This window comes from Rhizobium sp. A22-96 (genome assembly GCF_053521805.1).
Window position 1 is genome coordinate 1,017,864 of record NZ_JBNWDQ010000002.1, and the last position, 13,577, is coordinate 1,031,440.

Annotated in this window: 18 protein-coding genes; 11 read left to right on the plus strand and 7 right to left on the minus strand. The window is 60.4% G+C overall.

The genetic code is table 11. The annotated features are described in order from the left end of the window. Positions 1-2: 2 nt before the first annotated feature. The 5 genes from ACQZ6F_RS11420 to ACQZ6F_RS11440 all read right to left on the minus strand — a co-directional run bounded on the left by ACQZ6F_RS11420 (position 3) and on the right by ACQZ6F_RS11440 (position 5,102). A complete protein-coding gene (locus tag ACQZ6F_RS11420; protein ID WP_449091760.1) occupies positions 3-1,034 on the minus strand; it encodes a peptidoglycan -binding protein in 1,032 nt (343 codons plus the stop codon). 3 nt (positions 1,035-1,037) lie between these two features. Further along, positions 1,038-2,087: a flagellar motor protein MotA gene (locus tag ACQZ6F_RS11425; RefSeq protein ID WP_449091759.1), complete on the minus strand. Its 1,050-nt coding sequence runs from the start codon at positions 2,085-2,087 to the stop codon at positions 1,038-1,040. Between the two features lie 132 nt (positions 2,088-2,219). Continuing rightward, entirely contained in the window at positions 2,220-3,020 is an 801-nt protein-coding gene (locus ACQZ6F_RS11430; protein ID WP_449091758.1) for an inositol monophosphatase family protein, read from the minus strand. Positions 3,021-3,212: 192 nt separating this feature from the next. Continuing rightward, complete coding sequence (locus ACQZ6F_RS11435; RefSeq protein WP_449091757.1) at positions 3,213-4,439, minus strand: tetratricopeptide repeat protein; 1,227 nt, start codon at positions 4,437-4,439, stop codon at positions 3,213-3,215. A 9-nt stretch (positions 4,440-4,448) separates the two neighbouring features. Beyond that, complete coding sequence (locus ACQZ6F_RS11440; protein ID WP_077469690.1) at positions 4,449-5,102, minus strand: thiamine phosphate synthase; 654 nt, start codon at positions 5,100-5,102, stop codon at positions 4,449-4,451. A 223-nt stretch (positions 5,103-5,325) separates the two neighbouring features. Here ACQZ6F_RS11440 and ACQZ6F_RS11445 point away from each other — a divergent pair, with 223 nt between their 5' ends. Next, positions 5,326-5,586, plus strand: a complete 261-nt coding sequence (locus ACQZ6F_RS11445; RefSeq protein WP_034476040.1) for an ArsR/SmtB family transcription factor — start codon at positions 5,326-5,328, stop codon at positions 5,584-5,586. A gap of 192 nt (positions 5,587-5,778) precedes the next feature. Here the strand turns inward: ACQZ6F_RS11445 and ACQZ6F_RS11450 are convergent, their stop codons facing one another. Then, on the minus strand, positions 5,779-5,952 hold the full coding sequence (locus ACQZ6F_RS11450) for a YdcH family protein (protein ID WP_077469689.1): 174 nt from the start codon (positions 5,950-5,952) through the stop codon (positions 5,779-5,781). A gap of 232 nt (positions 5,953-6,184) precedes the next feature. On the opposite strand from ACQZ6F_RS11450, the gene ACQZ6F_RS11455 reads away from it, so the two are divergent. The 6 genes from ACQZ6F_RS11455 to ACQZ6F_RS11480 all read left to right on the plus strand — a co-directional run bounded on the left by ACQZ6F_RS11455 (position 6,185) and on the right by ACQZ6F_RS11480 (position 10,116). After that, positions 6,185-6,388: a YdcH family protein gene (locus ACQZ6F_RS11455; protein WP_068400531.1), complete on the plus strand. Its 204-nt coding sequence runs from the start codon at positions 6,185-6,187 to the stop codon at positions 6,386-6,388. 19 nt (positions 6,389-6,407) lie between these two features. Then, positions 6,408-6,902, plus strand: coding sequence for a 5-(carboxyamino)imidazole ribonucleotide mutase (purE, locus tag ACQZ6F_RS11460; protein ID WP_077469688.1), 495 nt, complete (start codon positions 6,408-6,410; stop codon positions 6,900-6,902). Next, entirely contained in the window at positions 6,899-7,957 is a 1,059-nt protein-coding gene (locus ACQZ6F_RS11465) for a 5-(carboxyamino)imidazole ribonucleotide synthase (RefSeq protein ID WP_449091756.1), read from the plus strand. Before purE ends, ACQZ6F_RS11465 begins: the two co-directional genes overlap by 4 nt. 152 nt (positions 7,958-8,109) lie before the next feature. Beyond that, on the plus strand, positions 8,110-8,235 hold the full coding sequence (gene ykgO / locus ACQZ6F_RS11470) for a type B 50S ribosomal protein L36 (RefSeq protein ID WP_003566454.1): 126 nt from the start codon (positions 8,110-8,112) through the stop codon (positions 8,233-8,235). 90 nt (positions 8,236-8,325) lie between these two features. After that, positions 8,326-8,955 (plus strand): tetratricopeptide repeat protein, encoded by a 630-nt coding sequence (locus ACQZ6F_RS11475; RefSeq protein ID WP_077469481.1) that lies wholly within the window; start codon positions 8,326-8,328, stop codon positions 8,953-8,955. A 111-nt stretch (positions 8,956-9,066) separates the two neighbouring features. Next, complete coding sequence (locus ACQZ6F_RS11480; protein WP_449091755.1) at positions 9,067-10,116, plus strand: alpha/beta fold hydrolase; 1,050 nt, start codon at positions 9,067-9,069, stop codon at positions 10,114-10,116. Here ACQZ6F_RS11480 and ACQZ6F_RS11485 read toward each other — a convergent pair. Beyond that, entirely contained in the window at positions 10,095-11,036 is a 942-nt protein-coding gene (locus ACQZ6F_RS11485) for a LysR substrate-binding domain-containing protein (RefSeq protein ID WP_449091754.1), read from the minus strand. The two genes, ACQZ6F_RS11480 and ACQZ6F_RS11485, sit on opposite strands and share 22 nt — an antisense overlap. Positions 11,037-11,146: 110 nt before the next feature. Between ACQZ6F_RS11485 and ACQZ6F_RS11490 the strand changes: the two genes are divergently transcribed. The 4 genes from ACQZ6F_RS11490 to ACQZ6F_RS11505 all read left to right on the plus strand — a co-directional run bounded on the left by ACQZ6F_RS11490 (position 11,147) and on the right by ACQZ6F_RS11505 (position 13,576). Then, the gene (locus ACQZ6F_RS11490; RefSeq protein ID WP_077469479.1) at positions 11,147-11,539 is read left to right on the plus strand and encodes a tautomerase family protein; all 393 of its coding nucleotides are present in this window, start codon (positions 11,147-11,149) and stop codon (positions 11,537-11,539) included. Between the two features lie 5 nt (positions 11,540-11,544). After that, complete coding sequence (locus ACQZ6F_RS11495; protein ID WP_449091753.1) at positions 11,545-11,940, plus strand: cupin domain-containing protein; 396 nt, start codon at positions 11,545-11,547, stop codon at positions 11,938-11,940. A 3-nt stretch (positions 11,941-11,943) separates the two neighbouring features. Then, complete coding sequence (locus ACQZ6F_RS11500) at positions 11,944-12,516, plus strand: DUF4865 family protein (protein WP_449091752.1); 573 nt, start codon at positions 11,944-11,946, stop codon at positions 12,514-12,516. An 88-nt stretch (positions 12,517-12,604) separates the two neighbouring features. Continuing rightward, positions 12,605-13,576, plus strand: a complete 972-nt coding sequence (locus tag ACQZ6F_RS11505) for a threonine ammonia-lyase (protein ID WP_449091751.1) — start codon at positions 12,605-12,607, stop codon at positions 13,574-13,576. The last annotated feature ends 1 nt before the right edge of the window (position 13,577 follow it).

A 13,577-nucleotide genomic window follows, 5' to 3' on the forward strand; every position in this document is an offset into this window, starting at 1 on the left:
ACCTATTTCTCCGTCAGTTTCAGCTCGATGCGCCGGTTGGTGGCGCGTGCCTCAGGTGTATCGCCGGGTGCGATCGGCTGGAATTCGCCGAAGCCGGCGGCGACGAGCCTGTCGGCGGGAACGCCTTGCGAAATCAGGAACTTCACGACGGCAATGGCGCGCGCCGAGGAGAGCGCCCAGTTGTCCGCATAACGTCCGCTGCCCGACAGCGGCACATTGTCGGTATGGCCGTCGACACGCAGCACCCAGTTGATCTCAGGTGGGATTTCCTTGGCAAGATCGATCAGTGCCGCAGCAAGCTTGGCCATTTCCGCCTGACCGGCCGGATTGAGATCCGCGGCACCTGAGGGGAACAGCACTTCCGACTGAAACACGAAGCGGTCACCGACGATGCGGATATTGTCGCGGTCGGAAAGGATTTCGCGCAACCGGCCGAAGAAGTCGGAGCGATAGCGGTTCAGTTCCTGCACACGCTGGGCCAGCGCCACGTTCAGGCGCCGCCCGAGATCGGCAATCTTCACCTGCGACGACTGATCCTTGGACTCCGACGCCTGAAGCGCGGCCTCGACTGCGGCGATCTGGCTGCGCAGAGCGGCAATCTGCTGGTTGAGAAGATCGACCTGGCTCAGGGCCCGGGCACTTGCCTGCTTCTGCTCGTCAAGCTGCTGCGAGAGCGTGCCTGCGCGCGCCTCGGCCGCCTGGCTGCTGCCCGAACCCGCCGAAAGCAACGCCTGCAGGCGCGAACGCTCGCTCTCTGCCGACGAAAGCGAAGCCTGCAGATTGGCAACCGTATCCTCGAGATCCTGCTTGCCGTTCTTTTCCAGTGCCAGCTGCTCGACAAGATCGTTAATGCGGCTGTTCAACCGGGTGAGCACCTCGTCACGGCCGGAAATCTCGCGGCTTAGAATGAATTGGCCGACGACGAAAACCGTCAGCAGGAACATGATCGCCATCAGCAATGTCGACAGCGCATCGACGAAGCCGGGCCAATAGTCCACCGTTCTCTGGTGACGTCGGTTGCGGGCGAGCCCCATGGGTTATTTGCTCCCGGTCTTCTCGGCATGGCCGATGCGATCGGCAAGGCGATCGAGCGTCCGACGCATCGATTTCGCCTCTTCCTGCTGCGCTTCGATCCAGTCGCGCAGCATCTGCTGCTCGTTACGCATGTTCTTGACCAGGCCCTGAATACCCTCGGCAAGGTTCGCCATTGCCGTCACCGAACGTTGTCCACCGCCCTCGTCTGCGATCTTGCGCAGATAATCCGACAGTGCCCGCACATCCTCCGAAGAGGCCCCGTCGGCACTGCCACTCATGACGGGCGCCAGATCCGAGCCGACATCGGTAACCGAAGAAAGCCAGTTCTCAAGTTCCGTGTAGAAACGGTTCTGCGCGCGCCCGGCCTGCAGATCGAGGAAGCCGAGGATCAGCGAGCCGGAAAGGCCGAGCAACGAAGACGAAAACGCCGTACCCATGCCCACAAGCGGGCCGGAGAGGCCGGACTTCAGCGCGCTCAGAATATCGCCGCTGTCGCCTGTGCCGGCATCGAGGCCCTGGATAACGTCGTTGATCGAGCCGATCGTACCGATCAGACCCCAGAAGGTGCCGAGCAGACCGAGGAAGACGAGAAGGCCGATGAGATAGCGCGAGGTATCGCGCGATTCGTCGAGGCGCGTGGCGATCGAGTCGAGAATGGAGCGCAAGGTCGCGGTCGACAGCTGCATGGCGCGGCGGTTGCCAAGCAATGCGCTCATCGGCGCCAGAAGCCGGGGATTGCGGCCGACCTTGTCGGCGGCATTTCCGACGGCGCGAAAATGGTTGAACCAGCGAACTTCGGGCCTCAACATCAGCACATGGTTGAAAACCAGGAGGATGCCGACGGCAAGAACACCGAGGATCAGGCCGTTGAGACCCGGATTATGCAGGAAGGCGACCTGAGCCTGCCGGAACAAGATGGCGACGATGAAGCCGACGATGATCAGGAAAAGCACCATCGTCCAGAAGAAAGCCATGGGGCTTGAGAGCTTGTAGGCGTAACTGCCCGACACATTGTCTGTCGATCCCAGATCCGCCAGTTTCACATTTTCCATCATACGCTCCGCCGCCGCATTTTCCGCAGCGGAGACTAGAGCAACATTGCGCCGAATTGAAGAGACGGAAAGCACAAAACAGCCCGTTGGCAACAGACTGTTTTACTGTGTGAAAGACAGTGAAAGACGGCTTTACTTTGCCGGGATCGGCCGCTTGACGACTTCGGCAAGCGCCTTCTGGATATGCTCGTTGCCGCAGATGATCGAGCTGGTGTCCAGCATATCAGTTCCGCCATTGAAGTCGGAGACAAAGCCGCCGGCTTCACGAATGAGCAGGATCCCTGCCGCCATGTCCCAGGGAGACAGGCCCGTTTCCCAGAAACCGTCGAAACGGCCGGCCGCCACATAGGCGAGATCAAGTGACGCGGAACCAACGCGGCGAACACCGGCAACCTCACCCATGACGTGGCGCAACTCGACGAGGAATTTGCCGTGATTGCCGCGTCCGAGATGCGGAACGCCGCAGCCGATAACGCAATCCGACAGCACGCGGCGGGAGGCAACCCGCAAGCGGCGATCGTTGAGGAACGCGCCACCGCCACGCTCGGCCGTGTAAAGCTCATCCGTCGCCGGATTGAAGGTAACGCCGGCGACGATTTCACCATTGCGCTCCAGCGCGATCGATACGGCAAACATCGGAATGCCGTGCAGGAAGTTGGTCGTGCCGTCGAGCGGATCGACGATCCAGCGATGCGCGCCGTCCGTTCCCTTGATCTCTTCGCCTTCTTCGCCAAGGAAACCATAGGTCGGACGGGCCTTCAGCAGCTCGTCGCGGATGATCTTCTGCGCCTTGAGATCGGCCTGGCTGACGAAATCGCCCGGTCCCTTCACAGAAACCTGCAGGTTCTGCACCTCGCCGAAATCGCGGCTGAGCGACTTGCCTGCCTTGAGGGCAGCCTGAACCATGACATTGAGAAGAGCTGAACGGGCCATCGAATTTCCTTGGGTAATGCAGAAGGTGCTGACCGGACCCGAAATCAGGCCCCGGCGGAGCGGGAGCGTCAGCGCACATAAAAGATTGGCGGCCTCAAGACCATAAAATCGGGGGAATTTCAAGTGGCGAGGCGATGGCGCATGCAAACTGACGCTGCACCACCCTCAATAAGACCGGTTTCAGACCCAGTGTCAGTGCGCCCGACGATATTTATTGGCGGCGTCGATGGCGGCCTTCTGTTGGAAATCCTCGATACCCTGATAGAAGTCCTCAAGGTCCGGATCCCTCAATCCGGCGCGTCGCGAAATGACATACCATGTGGCTGCGGCCACCGGGTCCTGCTTGGTGCCGATCGCATTGATGTAGAGATGCGCCAGCTTGTTTTGCGCGACGACATTGCCGCGATAGGCGGCCACCCGCATCCAGTTGAAGCCGTTTTCGAGGTCCTGCTTGCCGCCGGTACCGTTGATCAGCCAGATACCCATGTCGAGCTGCGCTGTATCGAAGCCGGCATTGGCCGCGCGCGATAGCCATTCGCGAGCCCGCGACTTCTTTTCCGGCGGCAGGTCCGGAAGATTGAGGTAGAGCTGCGAGACCGCATATTGCGCATCGGCAATGCCCTGTTCGGCGGATTTCTCATAATAGGGAAGCGCCAGCTGCAGTCCCTTCAGCCCGGGATTTTCCGCGGTCAGCATCTGTGCGACGTTGAATTCGGCAGAAGCCTGTCCCGCCGCAGCTGCCTTCCTCATCCATTCGTCCGCCTTCTTCTGGTCGCGCGGCACGTCGCGCCCTTCCATCAGGATCAGCGCGTATTTGAACATGGAGGTCGCATCGCCACCCTCGGCTGCCTTGCTGTACCAGAAGGCGGCGTCCTTGGTGTCACGCTTCACACCCAGCCCTTGAGTCATCAGCTCGGCAATCAACGTTTGCGCAGAGGGGTCGCCGAGCTGCGCCCGCGGCAGGGCCCTCTGAAACGCGGTCAGGTAATATCCGCGCTGAAAGGCGCCATAGGCATCGTCGACCTTGCCGGTAAAGGATTTTTCCGGCGGCAGGTCTGGCAGTTTCGCGCCCATGCGCTCGAATACACCGACGCCTTCGGACGGCTTGATATCGCCGTCGGGCTTGGGCTCGGCACCCGGCTGAATCTTTTCGGTCTTGAAGGTGCTGGCATCGGCGCCCAGTGGCCGCGTTACGATGCTTTGGTTCGCAGGCGGCGCGCCCTCGTCCGGCACGGCTGAATCGTCGGATTTTCCATTGTCGCCAGTCTGCGCCGCGCCCTTATCCCCCGGTGTCGTGACGCCAGGCAGCGACGTATCACCGGTTGCCGCTTGTGCTGCAGCCAGCACCGGAAATGCCACAAGCCCCATTGCGAGCGCGGCAAAAAAGGATTGATGGCGGAATCGAGGCTTTGACGACATAAATCGCTATCAATCCTCAAACCGTGGCGCTTTTTCGTCGAGAAGTGCATTCACTTCGGCAACGATGGAAGGCGCGCTCGCGGGCTCTGCAAAGACCGCCGCGCGCAAGGCGACGAATTCGGCTCCGGTCAAAGCCACCTCCAACGCCGATTTCGGATCGGTGCCGCCCATGATGATACAAGGGATCTCGATCATCGATGCCCACCATTCGCCAAGCGCTAGGTTCTTCGGATGCGCTTCGGGCTTGATATCTCCGTCCAGCTTGCCAAAGAAAATATAGTCCGGTCGAAGCTCGCCGATCTCAAGCGCGGTATGTCTTTCGGTCGCACTGCCGCCACCGACGATCAATTTCGGCACGAACTTCTCAACGGCGTCCGTAAACTCGGCGAGGTTGCCCGTCATATGCAAGCCGTCGGCTTTGGCCCGACCGGCCACGCGGCTGTCGCCGGCAATCAAGGCAGCTGCACCCGCCGCCTGAACGATCGGCACCAGCTTTTCCGCATGTTTCTGAAACGTGCCATCATCCAATCCATATTGAGGGATGATGACCGAGGCGACGTCGCCGCCTCTGAGTGCATCGGCAACGACCTTCGCCTGCTCCTCTATATCAGTGATATCGGGAACGATGAGAACGAGGCGGCAACGATCTTCGGGCACGGTCATGCGATCTTCCATGGTTTCGGGCTCCATCGTCAGGGATGACGCACCGGTTCGACAATCGTGAGTAAATCCGTTAGCCCAGTCTGACAAGGGGCAGTGACCGAAACTGGCCCGGGGAAGGCAAAGGTCGGAGCGCCAAGTCGTCTGCAACCAGCCCTATTGCACAATATATCCTGCACCGCACAATTAACTTGCCGCACCCTGGCGTTTGACGTAGCTTTTCGCCATGTCGACCATGGACCCTTTCGCAGCCATCGCGGATCCGAACCGGCGCTATTTGCTGGAAGAGTTGCGCCGCGCACCCAAAACGGTCAACGAACTGGCGCAGGGCCTGCCTATCAGCCGCCCGGCCGTGTCACAGCACCTCAAGGCATTGCTCGACAGCAATCTGGTTTCCGTGACCAACGAAGGCACGAAACGCATATACGCGGTCAACAGTCGCGGCTTTGACAAGCTCAATTTATGGCTTGATCAATTCTGGAGCTGAAAAGCCCATAAGCATGACTTGGAATTTTCCGGGAAAATTGCGCCAACCCCCACTCTCGACGCTATGAAGCTGGCGCATCCGTTTTTGGCGGAGATGCCCATCGATCCCGGCCGGCATATTGCCTGAAGACCTTTCGGTCGGCCCTTATCGTCAGCCAGGATCGATGGCTTTTGATTTTTGGAAGCGTTGCGATCAGTGAACAGGCGAACGCAGACGTTGGATTTCGTCCTTAACCCGCAGCTTCCTGCGTTTGATATCGGCTATCGTGATATCATTGATAGAGGGAGACGTCAGTGCAACATGCAGCTCCTCCTCAAGAGCGACATGTTTCTTTTCGAGCGATTCAAGATGAGCTTGAACAGTCATTATGACCCTTCCTTCCTCTTTGAGCGCCCTGACCATCCAGTTGCCAAGGCCCTAGGTGTCAACCCTCCCACTGTGCCATAATAACAAGCTGTTGTCGAAGGCGAAAACGTGGCCTATGGGCGGCAATTTCGTGATGAAGGATAACTTCCCGTTATCGCCAATTGATGATAGGAGCTTGCGGGATTCATGAGGCGGAATGACTGCGATTCCGCGAGATGCTGGGGAAATGAGCATGGCCGATCAGGAACAGGCGGAAATCAGGCTGATCGTGGCGCGGCTGCGTCAGGAACACGAAGATTACGATACCGCGATCAACGCCATGATTCAGACGGGCTGCGACGCCCTTCGCATCCAGCGCATGAAAAAGAAAAAGCTCGTCATCAAGGACAAGCTGACCAAGCTGGAAGACCAGATTATCCCCGACATCATTGCTTGAGGAGCACAACGCGCCGATGATGACTGAAAGACCGCCTGTCGCCATCATCATGGGAAGCCAGTCCGACTGGGAGACCATGAAGAATGCCGCGGACACTCTCGAAGTGCTTGAAATCACCTATGATGCGCGCATCATCTCCGCCCACCGCACGCCCGATCGGCTGATGAGCTTCGCCAAGGGCGCCAGGGAAGAGGGTTTCAAGGTCATCATTGCCGGGGCTGGCGGCGCCGCCCACCTGCCAGGCATGGCCGCTTCGATGACACCGCTGCCGGTCTTCGGCGTGCCGGTACAATCCCGCGCGCTCTCTGGACAGGACAGTCTTCTCTCCATCGTACAGATGCCGGCCGGCATTCCCGTCGGAACGCTGGCGATCGGCAAAGCCGGCGCAGTCAATGCTGCCTTGCTTGCCGCCGCCGTACTGGCGCTCAGCGATGAAGAGATCGCCGACCGTCTCGACGAATGGCGCGCCCGCCAGAGCGCTGCCGTAGCCGAATATCCAATGGACGACCTATGACCGAGAAGACGATCGGCATTATCGGCGGCGGCCAGCTCGGCCGCATGCTGGCCATGGCGGCTGCGCGCCTCAACTTCCGCACCATCATCCTCGAAGAGCAGATCGACTGTCCGGCAGCGCAAGTGGCGAACGAACAGATCGTTGCCGCCTATGACGACGCGACAGCACTCTCCGAACTGGTGAAGCGCTGCGACGTCGTGACCTACGAGTTCGAGAACGTTCCGGTCACCGCCGCAGAAAAGCTTGCGCTGGAGGTGCCCGTCTATCCGCCGCCGAAGGCATTGGAAATGGCGCAGGACAGGTTGACCGAGAAGTGCTTCATCAATGATTGCGGCATTCCGACCGCACGCTTCCATGCCGTCGACAGCCAGGCCGATCTTGAAGCCGCGCTTGCCGATTTCGGTGGTCAGGGCGTGCTGAAGACCCGCCGCCTCGGCTATGACGGCAAGGGCCAACGCGTCTACCGCTCGGCTGCCGACAGCCCGGCCGGTGGCTATGCCGCTCTGGGCGGCGTGCCGCTTATTCTGGAAAGCTTCGTATCCTTCGAGCGCGAGATTTCCATCATCGCCGCGCGCGGGATCGATGGAACGATCGCCTGTTACGATCCAGCCGAGAACGTGCATAGAGACGGCATCCTCCACACCTCCACCCTCCCCGCAGCTATTTCCGATGAAACAGCTGCGGCGGCGCGCGAGGCAGCGAGGAAAATACTGGAGGCGCTCGGCTATGTCGGCGTCATCGGCATCGAGTTCTTCGCTCTTTCCGATGGCAGCCTCATCGCCAATGAAATGGCGCCGCGCGTCCACAATTCCGGCCACTGGACAGAGGCTGCCTGCGTCATCTCGCAATTCGAGCAGCACATCCGCGCCGTCGCCGGTCTGCCGCTCGGAAATCCTCAACGCCATTCGGACTGCGTCATGACGAATCTGATCGGCGACGATATACTGGCACTGCCGGAATGGCTGCGCCTTGACGGCGCATTCGTGCATCTCTATGGCAAGACCGAAGCTCGCTCCGGTCGCAAGATGGGCCATGTTACCCAGCTTCTTGGTTAAGACTGGTGGGAAAAAGCCCTGAGATGGTTGACAGGCCCAGTATGACAGGTTATTTGCTCCCCACCCTAAAGAGCGCGCCCCGAGCGCGCTTTTGATTGTTAAAAGATACGGGCGAATGTGACATTCCCCCTCGAACATCGCGGATCAAAAAAATGAAGATCAAGAATTCGCTCAAGTCGCTCAAGGCGCGTCACCGTGACAACCGTCTGGTTCGCCGCAAGGGCCGCATTTACATCATCAACAAGCTGAACCCGCGCTTCAAGGCTCGTCAGGGCTGATTGACGCGTAGCCTGATATCTATGGATCAGGCGCTCAGTTTTAGTTGATCGCATCAAATTTGGTTTGATCTTCGACATTGGCGGGCTACTATGCCCGCCATGCGCGTTTTTGCTTTGTCATATCTAGCCCTGCCGATTCTCCTTGTTCTGAGTGCTACCGCGCCCCATGTGGCGATGGCGGACGAGCCGAGCGTCGTCGAACGAAAAGATCCCGGAGACTCTTCGGGAAGCCTGTCGCCCAGGCAACAGCTCGACAATCTCTTCACGGCGCTCAAACGCCAGCGTGACCCGGATCAGGCGAGCCTAATCGCCGACCAGATCAACACACAGCTCGGCGATTCCGGCAGCGCCACCATAAATCTCCTGATGCAATGGGCCGACAAGGCCATTCAAGAGAAGCGCAATGCCGCCGCCATGGACTACCTCGATCAGGTTATCTCTCTGAAGCCCGACTTTGTCGACGGCTGGAATCGGCGCGCAACGCTCAACTACGCTATCGGCGACTATCGCAAATCGATGGAGGACATAAATCAAGTCCTGCGCATCGAACCGCGCCATTTCGGCGCGCTGGCCGGCATGGCGGCGATTCTGACCGAACACGGTAACGACGAGCTGGCGCTGAAGGCCTGGGAGCGCTTTCTGGAAGTCTATCCGGCGAATCGTTCGGCGCAGGACGAAGCCGGCAAGCTCTCGGAAAAGATTGCCGGTAGCCGCACCTGAGCCTTGTGCCACAGCCCGTCCATGCCAACCGGCGAAACCACACCAAAAAGGGGATGAAAACCTGCGGGATCGCGCTAGATTAGTAGCTGACGATATTTGAATAGTGCTGCAATGATCGATTCCCTGTTCGCCACCATCGCTCTGTTTCTTCTGACTGCCGCAGGCTTTTCCGCCTATAAGACGCGCGCCATCGAGCGAACCTATCCCAATATTGGTGAGCTTACCGATGTCGGCGGCTATAATCTGAACGCCGTGCACCTGCCGCGCCCGGCCACGTCGGATCTCCCTGCCCTGGTTTTCATCCACGGCGCCAGCGGCAATCTGCGCGATCAGTTCGAAGCCTTTGCCGCCCCCTTGAGCGGTCGTGCGGAGATGCTGTTCGTCGACCGGCCCGGCCATGGTTATTCCGAGCGCGGAACGGCGGAAAACGCCCTTCCCTCAGGTCAAGCGGATGCCATCGCCAAACTGATGGACAAGCTTGGCATCAAGAGCGCCATCATCATCGGCCACTCCTTTGGCGGCGCTATCGCCGCCGCCTTCGGCATGCGCCACCCCGAGAAAACTGAGGGATTACTCTTCCTGGCGCCCGCGACGCATCCCTGGCCCGGCGGTGTCGATTGGTACTACACGCTGGCCGCCATGCCCGTCTTCGGCTGGCTGTTCACAAGACTGCTGGTCATGCCGATTGGCTTGCGCCGGGTCGAGAACGGCACGCTCAGCATCTTCCATCCAAACAAGCGGCCTGCGGATTACATCGCAAAGACAGCGCCGGAACTGGTGCTGCGGCCGCAGACCTTCCGCAACAATGCGGCCGATGTCGTCAACCTCTTCTCCTATGTCTCCGCCCATGCGCCGCGCTATCGCGAGATCAAGGCGCCGACCATTATCATCACCGGTGACAGCGACGACATCGTATTGGAAGAGCTGCATTCGCGCGGTCTGGCGCGGGACATTCCCGGTTCCGAACTCGTCACCATCCGCAATCTCGGCCACAAGCCCGACTACGTCACCACGGATGTTGCGATCGCCGCCATGGAACGGCTGGCGGGCCAGCCGCGCGACCTACAGACATTGGCGGCGCAGGCGGAAAATCGGATCGCCGGCCTGACAGGTGAGACCTCCGGACGAGAATCCTCGTCTCAGGCCGTGACGACATCGTAGTCAGGCGCATCCTCAAATATCCGGCTCTGCGGCACGGCGTCGATCGTCTGCCGCACCGCCTGCAGAATGATCGATGCCAACCGCTCTGTCGCCGGGCTCGCGTCAATCTCAGCGCGATGCAACACGAGATCCAGCTTCGGCAAGGAGGGCAGCCCCGCTTCGCCCGTCGTCAATTGCCGGACTTTGTTGGGCAAGCCGAGCGGCGTGCGAATGGCCAGGCCAAGCCCCGCAGCCGTTGCGGCCCAAAGGCCACCGAGGCTAGGGCTGACGAAGGAAATGCGCCAGCCGATACCGGCCCGGTCGAGTGTCTTGACGGCGATATTTCGCAGAAGGCACGGCGCCTCGAGCGAGGCCAGTGGCATGACCTCGCCACTATCGGCATGCCATTGCACCGCGCCTTGCGCCGGACCGACCCAGCACAGCGGCACCTCGGCGATGCGATCCGTGTGTTCGGTGCGAAAACCATCGCTCCATGCGAGCGCCAGATCGAGCTTGCCTGACGTCACGCGCTCGACCAGCTCCGCGTTGCGCACAACGCGCGCCTCGATTCGGACCTTCGGATGCGCACGCGCGAAGCGGCCCAGCACATCAGGCAGCAGCGTCTCGCCGAAATCTTCCTGCAGGCCGAGCCGCACCCAACCCTCCAGTTCGGCACCATGGATTGCCGTCGCCGCCTCGTCGTTCAGATCCAGCAACCGCCGGGAATAGGCAAGCATGGTCTCGCCGGCTTCGGTCAGCGCCAGTCCGCGCCCGGCCTTGCGGAAGATGGGCGTGCCCGCCTGCTCCTCCAGTTTCTTGAGTTGAGCGCTGATCGCCGACGTGGAGCGCCCGAGCCGGTCTGCCGCCTTGGCAAAGCTGCCAAGCTCCATGCCGGTGACGAAGCTGCGCAAAACATCGAGATCGAAGATAATCTTCCGCATAGGGAATCGTCCACATTTTCAGGATCATTGATCCATAATTATCTGATTTTCAGGATGATTATCCAATGGCATTCTATGTTCGTCAAGTGACACAGAAACAGGAGCGTCCCATGCCTTTCACCCGCATCACCCTTCTTCGCGGCAAGTCGCCCGAATATCTGAAGGCTCTGTCGGACAATTTTCACCGCGCCATGGTCGAAACATTCGACGTGCCCGCCGCCGATCGGTTTCATGCAATCCATCAGCTGGAACCGCATGAATTGATCTTCGACCGGACCTACTTCGCCAGCAACCCGCGCTCGGACGACTACGTCTTCTTCGATGTCACGACCGGCAAGCCGCGTAGCACCGAAGTCAAGAAGGCTTTCTACCGCCGGGCAGCCGAGCTTCTTGGCGAAGCACCTGGCGTCCGCCCGGAGGACATCATGATCACCATCACGACGGCTACGCGCGAGGACTGGTCCTTTGCGGATGGCCGTGCGCAGATGATCGAACAGAGCTGACCGCCATGCCGCAAACCATATCTCGCCAATCATCCGCGATCCACCGCGCCGGCACGAATATACGACCTTCGCCGGCCGGCATCGCCACCGCACCCTTCTGGGTGGAAGCACTGGTCGAAGGCAGCGAGGACGGCGACCTCACGGCCATGCGCTGCACGCTGGAACCCGGTGTCATGAGCCGTTGGCACACGCATCCGCATGGCCAGATTCTCTACGTGCTTTCCGGCGTTGGACTGGCCGAACGCTTCGGCGCCTCGGCTGAGGAATTGCGGGCCGGCGATTGCATCACCTTCGCGCCGAACGAACGTCATCGGCATGGTGCTGCACCGGAAAGCACTTTCGCCTATATCAGCATACAGGCAGCCCAGGGCGGCAGCGCCGTCACCTGGCTAGAGGAGTGACCAATGATCGCCATGCAGTATAATTTCTCCCTTCCGGCGGATTACGACATGGCGATCATCGATCGCCGCATCCGCGACAAGGGGCCCCTGCTCGACAACCTCCCCGGCTTGAAGTTCAAGGCCTACCTTACCGCCAGAAAGGGCGATCCAGTCACCAGGAGCAGGGAAAACCTCTACGCGCCTTTTTATGTCTGGCACGAAGAAGAGGCGCAAAGTGATTTTATCTGCGGTCCCGGCTTCCAGGCTGTGACCGAGAGCTTCGGCAGACCTCAGGTGAACAGCTGGATCGTCTGGCATGCCGGGACTTCAGCGGATGTTGGCAACGCCAAGTTCGCCAAACGCGAGTTGGTGGCAATCGAACCGGATCAGTCTCTGTCCGAGCTTCGCCGCAAAGAGAGCGACGCCGCCGCTGCCGCGCTATCACGCGAGGATGTGCTCGCCTCGGTCGTCGCCTTCGAGCCGACACGCTGGACGCTGGTGCGCTTCCGCCTGCTGGCCAATCCGCCGTCAGACATACCGGCATCGAGCATCCAGCTTTACAATGTCGGCCATCTCTCGCTGCCGGGCGCGGATTGAAGTGTCATGGAGACAATCCCCTTATTTTAAAGCGAGGTCGGGAGCTCTATGCATGGAAGGTCTTTCTGCAGCAGAAGAGTGATCCCTAATGGTCGATATCGCAATGATCGAAGCCGCCCGCGTTCGCCTCGGTGGCCGCGCGCGGCGTACGCCGCTTCTCTCCTCGCCTTTCCTTGAAGAAATTGCCGGGCGCAAATTGTTCGTAAAGGCCGAATGCCTGCAGCATTCCGGCTCCTTCAAGTTTCGCGGCGGCTGGTCGGCCGTGTCGGCGCTGGAACCTTCCGTGCGTGCCCGAGGCGTCATTGCTTTCTCATCCGGCAACCACGCGCAGGGCGTGGCGCTGGCGGCCCGGCTGCATGGCATCCCCGCCGTCATCATCATGCCGACGGACGCTCCCCGGCTGAAGATCGCCAATACTCGCGCCTTCCGCGCCGAAGTCGTGCTCTATGACCGTGTAAAGGAGGATCGCGACGAGATCGGCGCGCGCCTTTCGAAAGAGCGCAGCCTGACACTGATCAAGCCTTTCGACGAGCCGCAGGTCATCGCCGGCCAGGGAACGACCGGCCTGGAGATTGCCGAACAGGCGGCAGAGGAAGGTATCGAAGCCGCAAGCGTACTCGTCCCGTGCGGCGGCGGCGGCCTGACTTCGGGGATCGCGCTGGCGCTGGAATCCAGGGCACCGGGCTTCAAGGTGCGCCCGTGCGAGCCGAAGAATTTCGACGACACCACCCGCTCGCTGGCATCGGGCAAGATCGAGCGCAATGCCGCGATGGAGGGTTCGATCTGCGACGCCATCATCACGCCGCAGCCGGGCAACATCACCTTCCCGATCCTGAAACGCCTCTGCGGCCCCGGCCTTGTCGTAACCGATGAAGAGGCCCAGAAGGCCATGGCGCTCGCCTTCACCCGCTTGAAGATCGTCGTGGAACCGGGCGGCGCCGTCGCGCTGGCCGCGGCCCTCTTCCACGGCAAGCATATCGACGGCGACACGGTGATCGCCGTCACATCGGGCGGCAATGTCGATACCGAGGTCTTCGAAGCGGCACTGAGCCTTCAGTGAG

What these genes read in the sequence shown, in the direction of transcription:
- ACQZ6F_RS11420 (WP_449091760.1), bottom strand. Translation starts at nt 1,034, where the DNA reads ATGGGGCTCGCCCGCAACCGACGTCACCAGAGAACGGTGGACTATTGG.
- ACQZ6F_RS11465 (WP_449091756.1), top strand. Translation starts at nt 6,899, where the DNA reads ATGACCGAGAAGACGATCGGCATTATCGGCGGCGGCCAGCTCGGCCGC.
- ACQZ6F_RS11480 (WP_449091755.1), top strand. Translation starts at nt 9,067, where the DNA reads ATGATCGATTCCCTGTTCGCCACCATCGCTCTGTTTCTTCTGACTGCC.
- ACQZ6F_RS11440 (WP_077469690.1), bottom strand. Translation starts at nt 5,102, where the DNA reads ATGACCGTGCCCGAAGATCGTTGCCGCCTCGTTCTCATCGTTCCCGAT.
- ACQZ6F_RS11490 (WP_077469479.1), top strand. Translation starts at nt 11,147, where the DNA reads ATGCCTTTCACCCGCATCACCCTTCTTCGCGGCAAGTCGCCCGAATAT.
- ACQZ6F_RS11455 (WP_068400531.1), top strand. Translation starts at nt 6,185, where the DNA reads ATGGCCGATCAGGAACAGGCGGAAATCAGGCTGATCGTGGCGCGGCTG.
- purE (WP_077469688.1), top strand. Translation starts at nt 6,408, where the DNA reads ATGACTGAAAGACCGCCTGTCGCCATCATCATGGGAAGCCAGTCCGAC.
- ACQZ6F_RS11475 (WP_077469481.1), top strand. Translation starts at nt 8,326, where the DNA reads ATGCCCGCCATGCGCGTTTTTGCTTTGTCATATCTAGCCCTGCCGATT.
- ACQZ6F_RS11505 (WP_449091751.1), top strand. Translation starts at nt 12,605, where the DNA reads ATGGTCGATATCGCAATGATCGAAGCCGCCCGCGTTCGCCTCGGTGGC.
- ACQZ6F_RS11500 (WP_449091752.1), top strand. Translation starts at nt 11,944, where the DNA reads ATGATCGCCATGCAGTATAATTTCTCCCTTCCGGCGGATTACGACATG.
- ACQZ6F_RS11450 (WP_077469689.1), bottom strand. Translation starts at nt 5,952, where the DNA reads ATGACTGTTCAAGCTCATCTTGAATCGCTCGAAAAGAAACATGTCGCT.
- ACQZ6F_RS11445 (WP_034476040.1), top strand. Translation starts at nt 5,326, where the DNA reads ATGTCGACCATGGACCCTTTCGCAGCCATCGCGGATCCGAACCGGCGC.
- ACQZ6F_RS11495 (WP_449091753.1), top strand. Translation starts at nt 11,545, where the DNA reads ATGCCGCAAACCATATCTCGCCAATCATCCGCGATCCACCGCGCCGGC.
- ACQZ6F_RS11425 (WP_449091759.1), bottom strand. Translation starts at nt 2,087, where the DNA reads ATGGAAAATGTGAAACTGGCGGATCTGGGATCGACAGACAATGTGTCG.
- ykgO (WP_003566454.1), top strand. Translation starts at nt 8,110, where the DNA reads ATGAAGATCAAGAATTCGCTCAAGTCGCTCAAGGCGCGTCACCGTGAC.
- ACQZ6F_RS11485 (WP_449091754.1), bottom strand. Translation starts at nt 11,036, where the DNA reads ATGCGGAAGATTATCTTCGATCTCGATGTTTTGCGCAGCTTCGTCACC.
- ACQZ6F_RS11430 (WP_449091758.1), bottom strand. Translation starts at nt 3,020, where the DNA reads ATGGCCCGTTCAGCTCTTCTCAATGTCATGGTTCAGGCTGCCCTCAAG.
- ACQZ6F_RS11435 (WP_449091757.1), bottom strand. Translation starts at nt 4,439, where the DNA reads ATGTCGTCAAAGCCTCGATTCCGCCATCAATCCTTTTTTGCCGCGCTC.